Genomic DNA, 18,079 nt, shown 5'->3' on the forward strand with positions numbered 1-18,079 from the left:
AATTCTGTGCAGGGATCTGACCAACGACTAAAACAACCAGGAAAAGGCACTGAGTTTAGCCAGTGTCGAGGAGCACTTCATTTATGAAGTCCACATTGATTTCTTGCGTGTGTGATTTCACGATGTCGCAGGAAGCTTTTACCGCTTCATCCTGTAGCTTGTCGGACAGCACCGCGCCGATGCTGCCGATGACGTTTCCGTCCGCGTCATACAAGGGCGCAGCAATGCCGATGACGCCTGCGTCGAGTTCGGAGTGAGTCACAGCGACGCCAGCGTTGCGGAGGCTGCGGAGCAATCCCCGAATGTCGTGCCATTCAGGCCCGAAGCCAACTTCGGCCAATTCCTGGCTGTGCCGCAAGCAATAGGATTTAACGAAGCGGGCGGGCAAATGGGCGAGGATGATTTTGGATGCAGCGCCTCTGTGGAGAGACATTAACTTACCGCGTTCATAACTGACGGTCAGCCCGCGTACGTCAGTAGGCTCCTGATGAATGCACATGACCTGATCGCGATAGAGACGGCATACCAGCACGACTGCTGGCACCGGGAGCGCTTTTAGAATCTTTTGCGTTCCGTTGCGCGCGGCGGCAATCAGGGGATCAAGAAGACGCATCTGACGGTCAAGCTGCGTAATGGCGGGCCCGAGAATGTAACAGCCGGAGCGGAACGCAACGATGAGACCTGCATCAGCAAGTACCTTGAAATAGCGATAAGTGGTGCTGCGTCCCAAATCCAGCTCTTGAGCAGCTTCATCGACCGTCCACTCTGGGCGCTCGAACGAAAAGAGATCAAGAACGGAGATAATATTGCTCGCTGTGCGCATAAACCCCTAAGGCTTTAGGTGACGATGAAGGACTGCGAAGTCTCCGCTCTTCGCTAACTAGCGGCTGGATTGTTGGCAACCTTCTTTGCGTTCCCTCCTGTCCATCATGCCCCACAGGGTTCCGCAGACGTTCAGCCAGTGGGCCCGAATTCTACGTGTGATCGTTCTTCAGCAGTATAAGCGAGCACCAGTAGGTGGCCAGCCTTTTGGCCATGGAAACAGCAACTGCCCACTCGCTCAAGGTCGGCAACGCTTGCCATCGAACCGCTGAGCCCGCAGCGCCCTGCTCGTTGATGGCTAAGCAATTGCGGGCCGATTATCGCCTTTGGCCCGCTCGTACCGGCTCCACTCCCTTCACTCCACGTCACCTGCTTTTCCGTAAAGCATATCGCCATCCCACTCCGCGTCTGCCCGAACCAGAACTTGTCTCTGTTCAAGGATGTCCGAAAGCGCTGGAGGCGACCGCTATTTCTAAGCAAATTTCTCTGAATAAGGGAATTTCGTTGACAAGCGCCGCTTCACGGCCTTTTGTGTCATAAGACAAGATCATATCAGATCGGGGGTCCGAGTAGGAGAGCGGAACGCTCGTGCGTGATCGAGCGAAGCGGATGCGCTGCTGCTTTGGCAAATAGGAAGCGGATGATGCCGAACCAAGCAATGCAGATCCGTGTTCGCCGAAGGAATCGGCTATGACACAAACCGGAAATATTCCTTTCTTCATGCCGACAAAGATTGTGTCGGGACAGGGCGGACTCGCGCGATGCGGCGCACTGGCCCAGTCAATCGGAATGGCCAAGCCGCTTGTGGTAACTGACGCTGTTATCGCCAAGCAGGACTTTTGTAAGTTTGTAGTTCAAGCCATAGAAGAGGCGGGGCTTCGCTACGAGCTGTTTGAAGACTGCGCAGTCGACGCACGGCTGCAACAGGCCGAATCGCTGGCCGGATTATGTCGCCGCAAAGGGCTTGATGGCGTTCTCGCGATAGGCGGCGGGTCGGTAATGTGCTGCGGCAAAGCAACGGCAATCTCCGCCGTCAATGAAGGCAGCCTCAGGGATTATGCCTTTCCCAGACTGGCCCCGCGCCATCCCTTGCCTACCCTCATGATTCCGACGACGGCCGGGTCGGGTGTCGAAGTCAGTCAGTTCAGCGTGCTGAAGGATGAAGAGCTTCACGAGAAGCTGATCGTCGGCGGCGCGAGCTGCTTCCCAACCCTTGCCTTGCTCGATCCGGCCACATTGGCGAGCTTGCCGAAAGCTCTGGCGGCGGCAAGCGCGGTGGATGCGCTTTGCCATGCGCTGGAAGCCTATTTTTCGAGCTTAGCAACACCGTTGACGGACAGCATCGCGATTGGCTCGGCCAAAACGCTATATAATTGTATGCGCAAGTCTGTTCTTGATCGAGATCTCGACGCGCAAGCCGATAATCTTCTGGCAAGCTCGATGGCTAACATAGCCTGTGGCAACGCGCGGCTTGGTTTGGGGCACGCGCTGAGCGATCCGCTGGAAAGCCATCTCGACGTTCCGCACACCGTAGGCGTCTCCGTGCTGCTGCCGCGCGTCGTCGCCTTCTGCGCGGAGGCGGCTCCGGCCAAGGCCACAATCGTGGCGCAAGCACTGGGAGGCGTGCCCGGTCAAAGGGATCCGATCGATCATATTCGCCGATCACTTTTCGATTTATACGATGACCTTGGACTTCGGAAGAGCTTTTCACTTGAGCAGCTTCCGTTAGAGAAAGCGTCGGCAATTGCGGCGCTAGCCGTGCCCGGATTGTACGGAGGCATGGTTCCACACAGCATTGATAACGAAACACTTATTAACAGTCCCGCGCTCCGCAGCATGACGGTGAAGCAGGCGAGGGAGTGCCTTCTTGCCTGCTTGTCTGAGTGACAGCCATGTTGATTGATTTCCACCATCATTATCTGCCACCCTTTCTCATCGAGGCTTTCGAAGAGGCAGGACGTCGCGCGTCCTTGGCTCGATTCCCCGAATGGTCTCGCGATGGTTCGCTGGCCTTGCTGGACTTGATCGGTGCCGAGATGGCGATGATGTCGGCCCCGACACCCGGCGTGCATCTGGGGGATAATGGCGCTGCAGCCGATCTGGCGCGCCGCTGTAACGACTTCACGGCCGGGCTTTCGGTGGAAACAGCGGGGCGGTTGAGTGCTTTTGCGACCTTATCCCTCCCTGACATCGACGCCGCGTGTAAGGAAGCCGAACTGGCGCTCAACATGGGCTTTCTGGGAGTGGGCGTGCTCGCTAGCTATGGCGATATTTTTCTTGGCGATCCGCTGTTGGATCCGTTAATGAGCATATTGGACGAACGCGGCGCGATGATGTTCGTGCATCCCGTTGGACATCTCAGCAGCAGTGCGCTGGCGCAGCCTGCCCCATTGTGGATGATCGAGTATCCGATTGACACCACCCGGGCAGCGCTCAATATGATCTTAGCCGGAACTCAGGATCGCTTTCCCAACATCCGCATTATCCTTGCGCATGCAGGGGGTTGCCTGCCCTTTCTCAGCGTGAGGCTGCGGGAAATGTCGGTGATTGACAGCCGGTTCGCGCATCTCACTCCCGAACGCATCGACCGCCATATTGCAGGCTTTTATTATGATCTTGCTCAGGCGTCCGGTGCCGCAACCTTTGCGGCGCTTGGCGTCGTGGCGCAACCTAATCATCTGCTGTTCGGCAGTGATTTTCCCTATTGCGGACGGCAGGCGATCCAGAACATGGCTGACAATGTGTCGTACCTTGCCGGCGGCTTTGGCCGCTTGCGCACAAATGGCAGCAAACTTCTGAAATCGGCATCCGAGGGAAGAGCCGGTGGTAACGTCAAGGTGAGAGGGGAAATTATTGCATGAACGAGCCAGCGGAGCTGAACAGCGCCGACGAAGCCGGTGGGCATTTGGCTGGACTCAAAGCGGAACTCGTGAAGGCCAACAAGATATTGGTGCGCTATGGCATCGTCGATGCGTTTGGCCATATCAGTGTACGTCACCCCTCAAAGCCCGGAATATTCCTTATGGCGAGGAGTGTTCCTCCCGGTGTGGTGCAGACAGACGACATTAAGGAGCATCGCCTGGACGGTGAATTGGTGAATGATGACGGCTCCAAGCTTTTTCTAGAACGTTTCATTCATGGCGAGATATTCGCAGCGCGCCCCGAGGTGCAATCCGTCGTCCATAGCCATTCGCCCACGATCGTGGCGTTCGGCGTTGTGGAATCTTTGCCTTTACAAGCGATATGCCACACCTGCGGGTTCCTTAAGGGGCCGACGCCGAATTTCGAGATGCGCGATTTCGCGGGAGATGACACGAACCTTCTCATCGATTCACGGGAGAAAGCCCATTCGCTAGTCGGCATCCTGGCTGACAAGAATGTGGTCCTTATGCGCGGCCATGGTTCAACGGTGGTCGGATCCAGTATCGGACAGGCTGTTTATCGAGCAGTCTACACCGAGACGAACGCACGCATTCAGGCCACTGCGACGACGCTCGGCACCATCAAATATCTTTCGGATGCCGAAGCGGATGCCTGCGAGGCGCTGAATGAAAAGCAGGTCGAGCGTACATGGCAATTATGGAAGCATGAGACCTAAGCTCGCGGAGGCGCGGTGTAGAACTGCGGAAGGTAAGGAGAGAGTCATGAATCAGGTCATCGAAAAAGTCGCGCAACCTAGAATGGTCGAAGCCCAACTTAGCTACTGTGGTCATATGGATTACAAACCGCAAATCGGTGTACGCACGAAGTTAAAGGATGGCAGCGTGGAAAGCGACGCCGATCGCGCGAACCGCGACTTGAAAATAGAGCCGCGCAGCGTTTCGATCAGGGATGGCAGTAGTGTCCCCACCATGACCGATCTCGATAGGGAGGGGTTCATCTTTACTCATCATCCAAGCATAATGGAGCATCGCCCTGACGAAACGAGCGACTTTCATAATGAAGACAAGATCGTGCAAGTCCATTTTCTGGAGGTGCGGGCGCTCCTCAAGGAACTGACGGGCGCGGACGTTGTCGAATTTCCCTTCACCAGAGGCTCCGTCCGCAGCAGTGCTCCAGGTGCGCCTCAAGGACCCGCGCCGTTCCCCCATATCGACTTCAGCGAAGCGGGCGCGGTAAATACCGTCGACAGAATTTACCCTGACCGGCCAAAGGACGTCCGTCGCTGGGCTATTATTCAGCTATGGCGGTGCCTTTCTCCGGACGCGCCGGTCGACCGGCCGCTCGCTTTGCTGGACGCACAGAGCGTGAAACCCGAAGACTGCGTACGCATCGATGTTCAGTTCGACACCCATGTCGGGATGAACGAGGTGTTTTTCATGAAATATAGTCCCGATCATCGCTGGACCTATTTTAGCGAAATGAAGCTTAATGATCTGCTCATATTCAAATCCTATGACTCCGATCCCGGCAGGAATTTTCCGGCCGCCCATGTCTCCTTCCAGGAAACATTGCCCGATGCGCATATTCGTATGAGCTATGAATTGCGGGCCTATGTGGGATGGTACGAATAGGGATTGCGCGTGTCGCAAGGCGATGCTGTGGAAGGGCAAAGGGGTCAGCACGTTCGATGTTGGTCCGCACGGAAGGATGTCACCGAATGCCGTCGCTTACGAACTGGCGGCCGCCAAACTCCGCATGAACCGTGGTAGTCGCTGAAAGAAGTAACGCGGCGACCGGTGTTGGCGACCTATTCCTGGGCAGTGCTGAGTCTTATGATCCCATTCGAGCAGGCGAAGAATGTGTCGTCCGGTTACGGGAGATTACAACTTCTCGCCTGCCTCTGCCGCGGGTGCGGCATGCGTGGAAGAGATCACGGGAAGGGTGGGGAGACCCGCGCGCGGTGGGGTATAGAGGACTGAACGCGCGTAGCTTTGCAGAAACGATCCATCTGGCCGTTTCCTTGAAGCCGCGAACAGTCCGCCTTCTCTTCTGCTTTAGCCATCGCGCGTCATCATTATCTTCTGTTGTCAAAGCAATGCTGGTGCCATCAGCCAGTGTTCCATTCTTTATGATCACTATCTTTGATTTGGCTTTACAGTCACACCCTCCACGGTGTCCGAGCGACCTTATGGGCGTCAGTAGCCGACGAAACTGACGAAGGTGGTACGCTCAGGCGCGCTTCATTCTCCGGAAATTCTAGAGCCGGCAAAAGGAGGCTTGATCGTTGAGCGCCGCGTCCAGCAGCACATCGGAGCGATCGTATTAGATCGGCGACAGCCGTGCCTCGAACATCACAAGGGGTCGCCAAGCGGGCTGGCCTTGGAGGTTGGGTAGAGCAGATCGAGCAGTATAGCGATCAGGCTTTAGTCGATCAGGAAGGAAAGCATGTCGAATTATGACGCCGCTCGCCCGCGACCTCCAAGCCGATACGCTCCCGAACCCATCGGACAATGCCGCCATCCGATGCTCTCCCGGCGGGAAAGCTCCCAGGATCATTCGCCATTGCTGCCGTCTAGACCATCTGCGCACGCGTCTCCTGGCGAAATGAGGGCCGGAGCCGAGATCGCCGCCTTCAAAACTAAAGTGCTAGCGAGCATCGAAGTTTAACCCCTTTTTTCTGTGCACGCCATCAACGCGTGGCGTTTGACGTAAACATTATAAGGATCTATATAATACGACGAAATGCCGAGTTCAACGGGCATTGGGCGCTCAGCGTTAAAACCATAGGGGGGTACATGAATAAGCGGTCTAGGGCGGGCTCTCGTCAAAAAATAAAAGCGGCATTGCTGTTGGCTGGCTGCTCCTGCGCGGGCCATACTTGGGCGCAGGCTCCTGCAAAGACCGCCCTCGCGCAAGACGCCGCGCCTGAAATTGGAGAAATAGTCGTTACCGCTCAGCGTCGCGAGCAGCGCCTCAGCGAAGTTCCATTGTCGGTGCAGGCGGCAAGCGGTGAAGCGCTTCGGCAAGCTGGGATCACGGACTCTCGTGCTCTCGAGCAGATCTCGCCCGCCGTTAGCTTCAATTCAAACTATTCGACAACAACAACGACATTGGTCATTCGCGGCGCGGCGTCCATCGCACAGGAAGGCGGCATCCAACCGAGCGTGGGTGTCGTGATCGACGGGGTTCCAGTCGCACGCCAGGGCGAATTCGTCGCCGACTTGGCCGACATCGACCGCGTCGAAGTGCTTTCGGGGCCGCAAGGCACGCTGTTCGGGAAAAATTCGACGGCTGGTGTTATCAACATCATCAGTAATCGTCCGAAGCATCAAATGGAGGCTTCATTTGACCTTTTGGGAACGTTCGACGGGGAAATAATCCCTAAGGCCATGGTAAACGTCCCGGTAGGCGACAATGTTGCACTACGGATGAATGGCTATTATCATTACATCAAGCCTCAGATCGAAAATTTGGCCGGTCCCGACATTCACGGCCAGAGATCATGGGGTGGCCAAGCCAAGCTGCTGTTTGACGTCTCCGAAAGAACAAACATATTACTCAGCGGCTCGTACAACAATTTCTACAGCACATTTGGAAATAATTTTGTAGTCACACCGAACTCCGGGCCATTCGGAGATTTCCAACGTCTGGTTTTCGGACCGATAGGCTGGGGTGTTGATGTTGCCAATCAGGACACAATCTCCTACTCCAGAAACCGGCTTTATGCGCTGGTCGGCGAACTGAATTCCGAGCTGTCCGACAATTTGTCGCTGGTGGCTATCGCTGGCTATCGAAATTCGCTCAACAGGACGGAAATCGATGTCGATGCAGGACCCATCGGTGTTAATCCGGGGCGTGGCATTTCCCCCAACCCCTTCGGTTATCCCCTTGAATATGTGGCGACGGAGGACGACCATCAGGTCGAGCGGTATAAATACTGGTCGCAGGAGCTCCGTTTAGCCTATAGCGCACCAGGCATCGATGTTGTCGCGGGCGCTTATTATCAGGATTATAAGGAGACCCGTCAGCTTCTTCTGCCCTTCCTGTTGGACGGCTCTGCGGTGCCGGATGTTCCTGTCGTAACACCTGCAGGTGCGCGCTTTTTCAACAGCGACGAGCTTTCTACCGGTCTCACAGACAAAACCATGGCAGCCTTCGCGGACGTTACTTATGAGATCGTACCCACGGTCAATCTATTCGGCGGCCTTCGCTATACGCATGAAAAGCTTAGGCTCACTTACCGCCATGACGTATTCTTCAATCCCGCTACAGGGTTCTTCAACCCAATCACGGTGACAAACACCGCCCCTCCTGTCGATACTCAGAACTTCATATCGCGGCGTAGCGACGACAATCTCTCCGGGCGTATCGGCGTGCAATGGCAGCCGACCCGCAGCCTGAATTATTATGCATCCTACAACCGCGGTTATAAGGGATCTGCAGCCAATCAGGGCCGTACGGCGGGTTCATTGGTGCGGGCGGCGAATGATTCGTCCCTAGCGCTAATCGACCCTGAAATTGCAGAAGCCTTCGAAATCGGCGCGAAGCAACGGTTCTTGGACGGGCGTCTCACATTCAACCTTGCTCTTTACAAACAGATAATCAAGAATATCCAACAGACAGCCGTGACGCAGGGCATCAGCGTCGATCTGATCAACGCCGGTGATCTCAAAATTGATGGTTTCGAGTTCGTTTCGACGGCGCAACCGTTTGAGGGGCTGAATTTGTCACTTGGCGTGGTTTACAACAAAGCGCGGTACAGCGGTCATAATTTCTTCCCTTGTGGTCCATCGGACACACGCGGCGTTGGCAAATGCGGAATCAACGGCCTCCAGGATCTCGACGGCCAACGTGCGATTTCGTCGCCCAAATGGAAGGTCGTTACGTCCGCGGCTTATGAAACGCCGATGTCCGAGGATTTGAAGCTGATGCTTCGCGTTGCTTATAATTGGCGCAGCAGCATCCAGTTCCAGTTGTTCGAAGATCCGCTTACTGCGCAACCTGCCTATGGGTTGCTCGATGCCTCGATTGGCTTCGGTTCTATTGACGACAAGTGGGCGTTAACTCTCTTTGGCAAGAACCTGACCAACAAGTTCTACTATGGCAATCTGAACACCGGCGACGGATTCATTGGTCAGCAGTTCGGTAATATTCCGCGTGATTACAAGCGATACGGCGGTTTGCGCCTGACTTACAAGATGTGAAAATATCAGGAACGGAGGCAGAAGTTATGCCTCCGTTCCATTACTGATTGAGCAGCCGATCCATGGGCAGGTGCTTAATGTCGACGGCGGTTGGATCGTAAGGCCATAGACCTGCAAGACCTCCGACATATAACTGCCTGGACAACGCAGCCTCGAAGTCGATGATGCCAGCTGGATGTGCGGCTGAAGCGGGCGGCGGGATCACCGCGGACCTGCTGGCGGCAGCTGCCAATCGCATCGCTCGAACGCCGCCGAAAGCTCCTGCATAGTCAGGTAGGTCTTCGTCTCGTCCGCCAAGCACAGCGCCATGCTATTTCGATGTGACAAATATCATATATAGAATTAGCAGGATTGCGTGCGAGTTGAGGGTACGAGAATGGCGAAACGACAGGCCCTGAGCTTCTACACAAATTGCTGCCGGTCGGGCAGGGGCGGTAAGGATGAATATGGGAACAAGGCAAAAGGCTCTTGACGCCTCTCTAGCCGCGCCTTTACGTGCACCGCTTTTCCGGCGCCTATGGGTGTCCAGCATGATGGGCAATTTGGGTTTGATGATACAGGCGGTCGGTTCCGCCTGGGCGATGACCAAATTGACCGACAACCCGGAAATGGTGGCGCTTGTACAAACGGCGCTGATGATGCCGGTCATGATTTTTGCGGTGCCCGCGGGCGCGTTGGCGGACATGTTCGACAGGCGTAAGGTAGGCATCTTCGCCGTCATGGTCTCGGTGACCGGGGTGATCTGCCTGTTCAGTACGGCGGCTGCCGGTCTCCTCGATGCCCGCCTGCTCCTTTTCTTCTGTTTCACCATAGGAACGGGCTCTGCGTTGTTTGGGCCTGCGTGGCAGGCGTCAGCCGCCGAGGTGGTTTCCCGACAGGATCTACCGCATGCCATCGCTCTTAATTCGATGAGCTACAACGCCGCGAGGGCAATCGGTCCGGCGATTGGAGGTTTCGTTGTCGCGAGTTGGGGAGCCGCAGCCACATTCGGCATCAATGCCGTGCTTTACTTGCCGTTGCTGTTGGTGCTGTTCACGTGGCGCAGAACTGCCATGGCCTCACGGTTGCCAGCGGAGGGCTTCGGCCGCGCGATTACCTCTGGGGGACGCTATTTTTTGAATTCGCCGGTCGTTCGCAACGTCATCGTGCGCGCCTTCATTACCGGTATGGCCGCGGCTTCGATCACTGCGCTGCTACCTCTCATTGCCCGCGATATCATCGGCGGAGGGCCCCAGACATTCGGAGCATGTCTGGGTGCCTATGGATTGGGAGCCATATTGTCGGCGTTTTTCCTCCCGCGTATCCGATCCCGGTTTTCCGAGGTTCAGATCGTCATAAGCTGCTTGTGCTTAATGTCGGCTTCGATCCTGGTCGTCGCCTTTTCGGGGCACCTTGCTTTGGCTTTGATGCCGCTACTGATATTTGGCGGCGCATGGCTGACCATAGCGACCATATTCAACGTCGGCATTCAAACCTCCGCGCCGCGCTGGGTTGCCGCACGTGCAGTCGCTGCTTATCAGGCCAGCATCGCTGGCGGCGTGGCGCTTGGTAGCTGGCTTTGGGGCACGATCGCCGACGAGACAAGTCTGGTCACCGCGTTGCTTTCGTCTGCTGCTGCCGTCCTGTTGACCATTTTGGTGTCGCGTCGGCCGCTCGCCGAGACGATAGAGAGCCATTCTTACGCAGCCATCGAACTTCCGCCGTTGGAGACCGCAATGGCCTTGACGGACCGTAGCGGTCCCATTCTGGTCGAGATTGAATATCGGATAGATCCGGAACAGGCGCGCAGATTCTATCGGCACATGGAGAAAGTTCGCGCGTCACGCGCCCGGCTGGGCGCCTATAGCTGGATGATTGCCCGTGACATCGCGGACCCGTGGCTGTGGACCGAACGTTTCCATTGGCCCACCTGGCTCGATTATCTTCGCCATCGGACCCGGCATACTTCTGCGGAGCGCGAGCTTCAGGACGAAGCCAAGAACTTTCATATAGGGAGTGCTCCGATCCGCATCCGCCGCTGGCTTGAGCGGCCTTATGGTTCGGTCCGCTGGCAGGAAGGAGCTCTTGATCCCAGGCTGGAAGGATCTCCGGCAGGATCCCCAAACATATAGCGTGAGCGCGTGCTCAGCACTTCAGGAGACGAAATATGTACGATCTATTGGGAACGATGCGGGTGGTCGAAGCCTCCTCATTCGTAGCCGCCCCTTCAGCGGGACTGTATCTTTCCCAAATGGGAGCGGAAGTGATCCGGATCGACCAGATCGGCGGCGGCCCCGACTTCAAGCGCTGGCCGCTCGCCGACAATGGCGCAAGCTTCTATTGGGAGGGGCTTAATAAAGGCAAGAAGTCCGTCGCCCTGGATCTTGGCAATCCGGAGGGGCGCGACCTGCTTGCGGCGCTGATTACGGCCAATGGCAAAGAGGGCGGGCATTTCTTAACAAATTTTCCTGTTGTGGGATTTCTTGCGCATGATAAGCTTGCGGAGCGTCGCGCTGACCTTGTCACTGTGCGTGTGATGGGGAAGGCGGATGGTGGCCCCGCATTCGACTATACGGTCAACTGCGCGCTCGGTATCCCACAGATAACCGGGCCCGGACCAGCGCCCGCCAACCATGTGCTTCCCGCCTGGGACTTGCTGACCGGAGCCTATGCCGCATTTGCGATGTTGGCGGGGTCTCGCAACCGTGCCGCCGCCGGCGAAGGAGGGGAGATCAGAATTCCTCTGGCGGATGTCGGAATTGCAACTGTGGCCAATCTTGGAATGTTGGCGGAAGTGCAATTCTCCGGTGCGGATCGCGAGCGCTTCGGGAACGATGTCTATGGCGTCTTCGGACGTGATTTTGTGACGCGGGACGGCGCTCGGCTGATGATCATGGCCATCACGCCACGCCAGTGGAGTGGCTTGCTCAAAGTGCTGAGAATCACCGGAGATGTGGCACGGATTGAGGCTGAGCTGGACGTGTCGTTCACGAGCGACGAGGGACTGCGTTTCACTCACCGAAACCGGCTGACGCCGTTGGTCGCGGCGGCAGTTGCGCAGCGTGATGCGGGGGAACTGAGCAAGCAGCTCGATGACGCCGGTTGCAGTTGGGGACCTTATAAAAGCATGTCCGAAGCGATCCGCGATCCGCAGCTTGTCACGGAGAATCCTGTATTCGCCCAGATCGAGCAGGTCAGCGGCTTCAGCTATCCCGTACCCGGTGCAATGGCAACCTTGGCCGGCATTGACCGGCGTGCGCCTGTACGCGCGCCACGCCTTGGCGAACATACCGATGACGTATTTAGCAACGTGCTGGGCTTAGGGTCGGGATCTATCGGCCGATTGCATGACCAGGGAATTATCGGATGAATGAGGAAATCCGTGAAGACATCATAACGCCTGCGCTGGCGGCCCGAATCGCGGCGACGTTTGATCGCGAGCCGCCGCAGCATGATGCGCGGCAAGGCGTCCACTGGTGCCTGTGCACCCCCGATGCCATGACGGCAAACCTCGGACAGGATGGCCATCCAACTGGCAAAGGCGGTTTTCTGCCGCGTAGTCCGCTGCCCCGGCGAATGTGGGCGGCTAGCGAAGTTGAGTTTCTGCGGCCGTTGAGGGTCGGAGCGGTCGTCGAACGGCGCTCGACCGTTGTGAACACCGCAGAAAAATCAGGCGGCAGCGGTCAGTTGATGTTCGTGACGGTGGAGCACGAGGTGCGCTGCGGTGGAGAGATGGCGGTCCGCGAGAAGCAAACCATCGTCTATCGCGAGGCGGCAACGTCAGAATCCGGTCAGTCGGAGGAGATGTCCTTCCCGAAGCCGGATCCCTCTCGCGGTGATGGATGGGCCTGGCAACGGGCGATCACGCCCACAACTCCTCTGCTGTTTCGCTATTCGGCGCTGACATTCAACAGTCATCGCATCCATTATGATCTGCTTTATGCGCGGAGCGAAGAGGCCTATCCGGGCCTTGTAGTGCATGGCCCTTTGATGGCGAGCCTGTTGCTGGACCTGTGCGACAGACAAATGGGTAGCAATCGGCTGGCTTTCTTCGCGTTCCGCGCGAAATCGCCTGCATTTGTCAACGAGCCGCTGTTGCTGGTGGGGAAGCCTGGCGCCGGGGAAATCGAGCTGGCGGTTTTGGGCGGAGACGGGCGCGCAGTCATGGCGGCGAACGCTCGAGTAGAGTGCCCTAGTGGAGCGACTAGACCTCAGTTGCGCGGCAGGACGCCCGTCTGATCCATGACCCACGCGGCCTTCAGCGCCAGCGGCATATCTCCGGCGGCGACGGCCTGACGAAAGGACCGGATCGCCAGCGCCGCATTGTCGGAATCTGCGGCGAGCGCCCTGCATAGCCGCTGACCGCGAGCGGGAGCGCCGTGTCCCCGCTCGCCAGCCGCGCGCGTGCATAGGCATTCAGTGAGCGTATCGACCACCGCGCCCGCGCCTGCCCCTGGTCTCCGCTGAAGGACCGGTCAGCGACGGGAGGCCCACTCCACCGCAACGGATGTGCTAAGGGTTGAATGATAATCTTACCGCAACATGAACGAACGGCGATGGTAGCCGGGCAAGGTCCAGTTGCTTCCGCATTGGTGCAGCAAAATAGCCGTTGAGCTCGCGCGATGCCTCCGGCTGCGAAGTGCCTTAGTCCGCATTCTAGAGACCCAGGCAAGTGGGATCATGAGAGTTCAGCGCCCCTTGAATATGGGAGGGCGCTTCTCGCGGAATGCCGCGACCCCTTCATAGCAGTCCTCGGTAAGGCCGGCCGTCCGCTGATTGCGCCTTTCTAACAGCAACTGTTTTTCCAATGGCGCATCGAGCGCCGACCAGGCTGACGCCTTTATCATTCCTAACGAGCGCGGCCCCTGAGCCAGTCTCGTTGCCAATTCGTGCGTCGCCGCACTGAGTTCCTCGTCCGAGACCACGCGGTTAATGAGCCCCCACTCTAGCGCCTTGGGCGCATAGAGCCGTTCTCCAAGGAGCATCAGTTCCATCGCGCGCACGCGACCGATCGCTTGGGACAGGAAGTAACTCGATCCACCATCTGGGCTTAGCCCGATCTTGCAAAAAGCCAGGTAAAAAAAGGCCTTTTCCGCAGCTATGATAAGGTCGCCAGCCAGTCCGATCCCGCAACCAACGCCAGCGGCTGCGCCGCGGATCGAGGTGATCACCGGCAGCGGTGAGTCGCGCATTGCGAGAATGAGCGGGTTAATAAACGGCTCCAATTTCTCGCCCAGGTCGCGCTGAGGGTCGTCCATATCGAAACCGCCCTCGCCCAGATCGCCGCCGGCGCTGAAGACGCGGCCCGTCGTGCCGATCACAATGGCGCGCGCTTCGCCTTCGGCGCGGCGGATCCCGTGCGTCATCTCTGCCGCCAGCTCACGCGACATCGCATTGAGTTTCTCGGGATCATTCAGCAGAATGGTTGCGACGTTATCGCGCAGCTCATACTGGATTTTTCCATATTTCATGGCGCGCTACCTGTTTCTTCGTTGGTGATCAGGACAAGTTCATGAAAGCACGCACATTGGGTCACTAGTGCCTTATTCGGCATGAAAATGAATATTTTTCATGTAGGTGAACTCGTTAAGCCCCTCCATGCCATATTCACGACCGTAACCCGACCGTTTGATGCCGCCAAAGGGTGCCTGGCTGGACATTCTCCCCGCGCCCCCATTAAGCGCAACGGCGCCGGTGCGGATGCGTAGGGCCATTTCATAGGCGCCGCCAACATCGCGAGAAAATATCGCGCCAGCCAAGCCAAATTCGCTATCATTTGCCAATGCGACTGCTTCCTCGTCATCCTCGAAGCCGATTACGACGGCGATAGGGCCGAAAATTTCTTCTTGAGCGACGCGGAAACTGTTTTTCACATTATCGAACAGGGTGGGCTTGTAGAAGAAGCCGGCGCCTGCTTCGCTAGGACGGCCGCCGCCCGTGACGAGCGTGGCTCCTTCCTGCAACGCAATGTCGGTATATTTCTCGGAACGCGCCCGCGCCGCTTCCCGGATTAGCGGCCCCATGCCGACCGACCGGTCAGCTGGATTGCCGACCTTGATGGCGTCGATCTTTCGCGTGATCATGTCGACATAGTCTTTGCGGATTGAATTGTGGACAAGATGCCTGGTCAGCAGGCCGCAACCCTGGCCACAATGCGTGATAAAGCCGGCGAGCCCGTTGGAAGTCGCTTTGTCCAGATCGGCATCCGAGCGTACAATGAGGGCGGACTTGCCGCCTAGCTCGAGAAGGAGGCGTTTGAGTGTCGGCGCGGATTGCGCCTGGATCGCCGCGCCAACGGTGTCCGACCCGGTGAAGGTGACAAGATCGACGCGCGGGTCCGTGGTCAGAGCTTCGCCAACGTCCATGCCACCCGTCACAACATTAAGTACGCCATTGGGAAGGCCAACTGCTTCGGCAATTTCGCCGAAGATAAGTGCTTCGAACGGCGTATAGGGCGACGGCTTCAAAATAACGGTGCAGCCGACGGCCATTGCAGGAATGATCTTGCCGAGATTGAGGAAGAATGGAAAATTATAGGGAGTGATGGCGCTCACTACCCCGACAGGCTCCCGCGAGAGCGCGCCCGCACCGAGCGTCCTGCCGCCTGTTCCATTCGGAAAACTGTCGACGAACAACGGTTCCACTGCCGGCCGGGAAGAAATCGCCACGCTGTGACGCGCATGGCGAACAGGGGTGCCATATTGATGGTATTCGGCAAGGCTGATGGTTGAGCCGGCTTCGGCAACGATGAGGTTGATGATTTCCTGCGCACGTCGCTCTATTTCGTCGAGAAAGGCGCTGAGAACCGCCTGCCGCTCGGCTTGGAGCATGCGAGGCCACGGTCCTTTATCGAAGGCATGACGGGCAGCGGCGAGGGCATCTTCAACATGCGCCCGTCCACCCACCGGCGCTTCGCCGATCATTTCTAGAGTGGCTGGATTGATGATGGCGTCATGCTTGTCCGTTGGGATCCATTCACCGTCGATATAAAGTCCCCGGCTTTTATATGTTTGGGTCATTGCATCCTCTCTCTACCCGATCAGCATGTCAGAGCCAGTTCAAGCCGGGCCGACGATATAGCTATATTATATATATTTTTAAGGAGCAAGTTACGCAAGGCGCGATCTTGCTCCCACCCCACCTCACGGTTCAGGTGGCGGGCCGTAGATCGCGGTCATTCTTTATAAGGGTTCGACGTCGCCGGGCAGCGCGGTCACCGCCGCCAGCATGATTCTTGCCGCTGAGTTAACGTAATCCTTCTTCGTAAAAAGCCGGGCCCTATAGGGGCCCTGCATGAGGAGGATGGTAGCACGGTCTATCATGCCGATTAGCAGCCCTGCAGTCAGGCGCGCGTTTTCGGACAGATGGGCCGTTATCTTTGCGTTGTTAATCTTGCCATGCGTCACAATTTGGTGCGCCAGCATGTCGATGATCGGTTGAGCAGTCTGGGAACGGATTTTCGCCAAACGGTCATCGCCTTCGTCAGCGAGATGATTGCGAAGCCGGATGATTGGGTAGTTCGCGACATTATAGTCGATGAGGATAGTCATCATTTCGATTATGCGGTTCAACGCCGAGGGTCCTGTCCACGGCACCTCAAGAAAGCCACTGACGTTGGGGATGTCGAGCGCCACCGCTTCGGAAAGCGCTAAGATCACGGCGGCCACATCTTCAAAGTATGTATAGAGCGTCGCGACAGAAACCCCGGCACGCTTGGCAATCTCCACAGCCGAAATGTCACGGAAGGCGCGCTCGAATATCATATCGCGCGTCGCATCCATAATCGCTTGCCGAGTCCGGGCGCCTTTGTTTCCCAACACCTGTCCGCGCTGGTTCTGTGGTTTTGCCGTTCTGCGGGCAATTGTCTTCACTTCGTGCGCACTCTGCCCTGTCTTAAGCGCTTCAGATATTTCGGTGGTGAGTTTCTGCATATTCGCCCTGGTCACATCCAACTCGTATTGTCGAGCACCTCCAGAACCGAAGTCTTCTCCAGTCCGGGCAGGATAATCTCCGCAAGCTTATCCATGTGGCGGCGCCAGTGGGCCTCGGCTTCCTCGGCTTCTCCGCGCAAGATCAGGTTTGCAAGTTTTTCATGGGAGCGTACGCCGGAACGGCTTCTTTGGGCCTCGCTTGGGGCACGGGTCTGATGAAAAAGCTTGAGGTGCCTAAGCACCAAGTCGTGCAGGGCGACACCGAGCAGGGCGAAGGTCTTGTTGCCGCATTCGCTCAGCAAAAGCCGATGGAAGTCCGCCGCATCATTTGCGTTTAGCCGAATCTGATTTTTAAGGGTTTCAGCTTCTTTTTCGGCCTGATTGAGCAGTTTCGTACCTGCTTCCTCACTTCGGAATTTTGCAGCCATGCCTGCCGCTGCAGGTTCGAGGACTGCGCGAGCGGCATAAACATCGCCTAATGTGGCGTTGGTTGTCTGGAGCGCAACGCCGACTGCCTTCGAGACGAAATCGGGACTTGGGGGTTGAACCACCGCGCCTCCCCGCGCGCCCCGCGTTACGTTGATCAGGTTTTCAAACTCGAGAATCCGGATCGCTTCGCGAATCGTAGGTCGCGAGACCTCGAACAGTTCGATCATCTTTGCTTCGGAAGGAAGAAAGTTGCCTGGTTCTATCGAGCCGTCGACAATCGACCGGCGAAGTTTGCCTGCTACGATCTCAGCCGCCTTTGGCACTCGTACGCCAGGTTTACTGTTCATTCCATTCCGACCTTGATCATTGCATGGTTATCCTAGCTGACCGATGGAGCCACATAGGCCATTGGTTGCATTACTGTTATCATAAAATCTGCAAAAATTCATTTCGAGCCCGTTTGCGTGACCGAGTTCCTCAAGCTCTAACACCTTGCATTTCGGAAATTCGCGTGAACTCCCATTGGTTGAACAATCTCCCCAACGCCGATTATGATGTAGTGGCCAGAATCAACTTTCGTTGCAAGTGCCATGCCGCCGGCTGAGTTGACGCTCGCCTGCACGGCGCTATTGGCGTTCCGCCTGCTATTTCTTGACCTTGCCGGTGGAGCCGGTTCACCCTCGGTGTTGGCTGTGCAGGGGGAAGCAGAGGATGCATCGCGTAACCTTAAGACCAGAGCGGCTGCCTCGCCTTGTCTCTGGCAATCCGCAGCAAAGATTGTGGAACGCCCTATCCGACCCAGAAGGGGCCGCTGCCGTTGCAAATTCTGCC

15 protein-coding genes are annotated in these 18,079 nt (G+C 57.0%); 8 read left to right on the forward strand and 7 right to left on the reverse strand.

What is annotated here, in order from left to right; all coding sequences use genetic code 11:
* Window positions 1-55: 55 nt before the first annotated feature.
* Together C1T17_RS02360 and C1T17_RS21150 are read right to left on the reverse strand one after the other, a co-directional pair.
* Window positions 56-823, reverse strand: coding sequence for an IclR family transcriptional regulator (locus tag C1T17_RS02360; protein ID WP_104952038.1), 768 nt, complete (start codon window positions 821-823; stop codon window positions 56-58).
* Between the two features lie 433 nt (window positions 824-1,256).
* Window positions 1,257-1,544, reverse strand: coding sequence for a hypothetical protein (locus C1T17_RS21150; protein WP_189338464.1), 288 nt, complete (start codon window positions 1,542-1,544; stop codon window positions 1,257-1,259).
* Here C1T17_RS21150 and C1T17_RS02365 point away from each other — a divergent pair.
* The 8 genes from C1T17_RS02365 (at window position 1,543) to C1T17_RS02405 (ending at window position 13,127) form a co-directional block, all read left to right on the forward strand.
* Window positions 1,543-2,709, forward strand: a complete 1,167-nt coding sequence (locus C1T17_RS02365; protein ID WP_189338465.1) for an iron-containing alcohol dehydrogenase — start codon at window positions 1,543-1,545, stop codon at window positions 2,707-2,709. The genes C1T17_RS21150 and C1T17_RS02365 overlap by 2 nt on opposite strands.
* 5 nt (window positions 2,710-2,714) lie before the next feature.
* Window positions 2,715-3,683: an amidohydrolase family protein gene (locus C1T17_RS02370; protein WP_145958936.1), complete on the forward strand. Its 969-nt coding sequence runs from the start codon at window positions 2,715-2,717 to the stop codon at window positions 3,681-3,683.
* A complete protein-coding gene (locus C1T17_RS02375) occupies window positions 3,680-4,420 on the forward strand; it encodes a class II aldolase/adducin family protein (RefSeq protein WP_104952041.1) in 741 nt (246 codons plus the stop codon). Before C1T17_RS02370 ends, C1T17_RS02375 begins: the two co-directional genes overlap by 4 nt.
* A 46-nt stretch (window positions 4,421-4,466) precedes the next feature.
* Window positions 4,467-5,336: a CmcJ/NvfI family oxidoreductase gene (locus C1T17_RS02380; protein ID WP_104952042.1), complete on the forward strand. Its 870-nt coding sequence runs from the start codon at window positions 4,467-4,469 to the stop codon at window positions 5,334-5,336.
* A 1,164-nt stretch (window positions 5,337-6,500) separates the two neighbouring features.
* Window positions 6,501-8,909, forward strand: coding sequence for a TonB-dependent receptor (locus C1T17_RS02385; protein ID WP_104952043.1), 2,409 nt, complete (start codon window positions 6,501-6,503; stop codon window positions 8,907-8,909).
* 446 nt (window positions 8,910-9,355) lie between these two features.
* Complete coding sequence (locus C1T17_RS02395) at window positions 9,356-11,020, forward strand: MFS transporter (RefSeq protein WP_189338466.1); 1,665 nt, start codon at window positions 9,356-9,358, stop codon at window positions 11,018-11,020.
* 35 nt (window positions 11,021-11,055) lie between these two features.
* The gene (locus tag C1T17_RS02400) at window positions 11,056-12,258 is read left to right on the forward strand and encodes a CoA transferase (RefSeq protein WP_104952046.1); all 1,203 of its coding nucleotides are present in this window, start codon (window positions 11,056-11,058) and stop codon (window positions 12,256-12,258) included.
* Window positions 12,255-13,127 (forward strand): MaoC family dehydratase N-terminal domain-containing protein, encoded by an 873-nt coding sequence (locus tag C1T17_RS02405; protein WP_104952047.1) that lies wholly within the window; start codon window positions 12,255-12,257, stop codon window positions 13,125-13,127. The genes C1T17_RS02400 and C1T17_RS02405 overlap by 4 nt, the downstream gene beginning before the upstream one ends.
* On the opposite strand, the gene C1T17_RS02410 is transcribed toward C1T17_RS02405, so the two are convergent.
* From C1T17_RS02410 to C1T17_RS02430, 5 genes are all read right to left on the reverse strand, one after another.
* Window positions 13,100-13,324 (reverse strand): hypothetical protein, encoded by a 225-nt coding sequence (locus C1T17_RS02410; protein ID WP_104952048.1) that lies wholly within the window; start codon window positions 13,322-13,324, stop codon window positions 13,100-13,102. The two genes, C1T17_RS02405 and C1T17_RS02410, sit on opposite strands and share 28 nt — an antisense overlap.
* Before the next feature lie 252 nt (window positions 13,325-13,576).
* Window positions 13,577-14,359, reverse strand: coding sequence for an enoyl-CoA hydratase-related protein (locus C1T17_RS02415; RefSeq protein WP_104952049.1), 783 nt, complete (start codon window positions 14,357-14,359; stop codon window positions 13,577-13,579).
* Between the two features lie 72 nt (window positions 14,360-14,431).
* A complete protein-coding gene (locus C1T17_RS02420) occupies window positions 14,432-15,907 on the reverse strand; it encodes an aldehyde dehydrogenase family protein (protein ID WP_104952050.1) in 1,476 nt (491 codons plus the stop codon).
* Between the two features lie 162 nt (window positions 15,908-16,069).
* Window positions 16,070-16,819 carry a TetR/AcrR family transcriptional regulator gene (locus C1T17_RS02425; RefSeq protein WP_104952051.1) on the reverse strand — a complete coding sequence of 250 codons (750 nt, stop codon included), beginning with the start codon at window positions 16,817-16,819 and terminating at the stop codon, window positions 16,070-16,072.
* A gap of 11 nt (window positions 16,820-16,830) precedes the next feature.
* On the reverse strand, window positions 16,831-17,595 hold the full coding sequence (locus C1T17_RS02430) for a FadR/GntR family transcriptional regulator (RefSeq protein WP_104952052.1): 765 nt from the start codon (window positions 17,593-17,595) through the stop codon (window positions 16,831-16,833).
* Between the last annotated feature and the right edge of the window lie 484 nt (window positions 17,596-18,079).

This window comes from Sphingobium sp. SCG-1 (assembly GCF_002953135.1).
GTDB lineage: Bacteria > Pseudomonadota > Alphaproteobacteria > Sphingomonadales > Sphingomonadaceae > Sphingobium.

Bases quoted from the DNA above. Each gene is read 5' to 3' on its own strand.
- C1T17_RS02420 (WP_104952050.1), bottom strand. From the start codon at position 15,907: ATGACCCAAACATATAAAAGCCGGGGACTTTATATCGACGGTGAATGG.
- C1T17_RS02405 (WP_104952047.1), top strand. From the start codon at position 12,255: ATGAATGAGGAAATCCGTGAAGACATCATAACGCCTGCGCTGGCGGCC.
- C1T17_RS02385 (WP_104952043.1), top strand. From the start codon at position 6,501: ATGAATAAGCGGTCTAGGGCGGGCTCTCGTCAAAAAATAAAAGCGGCA.
- C1T17_RS21150 (WP_189338464.1), bottom strand. From the start codon at position 1,544: ATGAAGAAAGGAATATTTCCGGTTTGTGTCATAGCCGATTCCTTCGGC.
- C1T17_RS02365 (WP_189338465.1), top strand. From the start codon at position 1,543: ATGCCGACAAAGATTGTGTCGGGACAGGGCGGACTCGCGCGATGCGGC.
- C1T17_RS02415 (WP_104952049.1), bottom strand. From the start codon at position 14,359: ATGAAATATGGAAAAATCCAGTATGAGCTGCGCGATAACGTCGCAACC.
- C1T17_RS02380 (WP_104952042.1), top strand. From the start codon at position 4,467: ATGAATCAGGTCATCGAAAAAGTCGCGCAACCTAGAATGGTCGAAGCC.
- C1T17_RS02425 (WP_104952051.1), bottom strand. From the start codon at position 16,819: ATGCAGAAACTCACCACCGAAATATCTGAAGCGCTTAAGACAGGGCAG.
- C1T17_RS02370 (WP_145958936.1), top strand. From the start codon at position 2,715: ATGTTGATTGATTTCCACCATCATTATCTGCCACCCTTTCTCATCGAG.
- C1T17_RS02395 (WP_189338466.1), top strand. From the start codon at position 9,356: ATGGGAACAAGGCAAAAGGCTCTTGACGCCTCTCTAGCCGCGCCTTTA.
- C1T17_RS02360 (WP_104952038.1), bottom strand. From the start codon at position 823: ATGCGCACAGCGAGCAATATTATCTCCGTTCTTGATCTCTTTTCGTTC.
- C1T17_RS02400 (WP_104952046.1), top strand. From the start codon at position 11,056: ATGTACGATCTATTGGGAACGATGCGGGTGGTCGAAGCCTCCTCATTC.
- C1T17_RS02375 (WP_104952041.1), top strand. From the start codon at position 3,680: ATGAACGAGCCAGCGGAGCTGAACAGCGCCGACGAAGCCGGTGGGCAT.
- C1T17_RS02430 (WP_104952052.1), bottom strand. From the start codon at position 17,595: ATGAACAGTAAACCTGGCGTACGAGTGCCAAAGGCGGCTGAGATCGTA.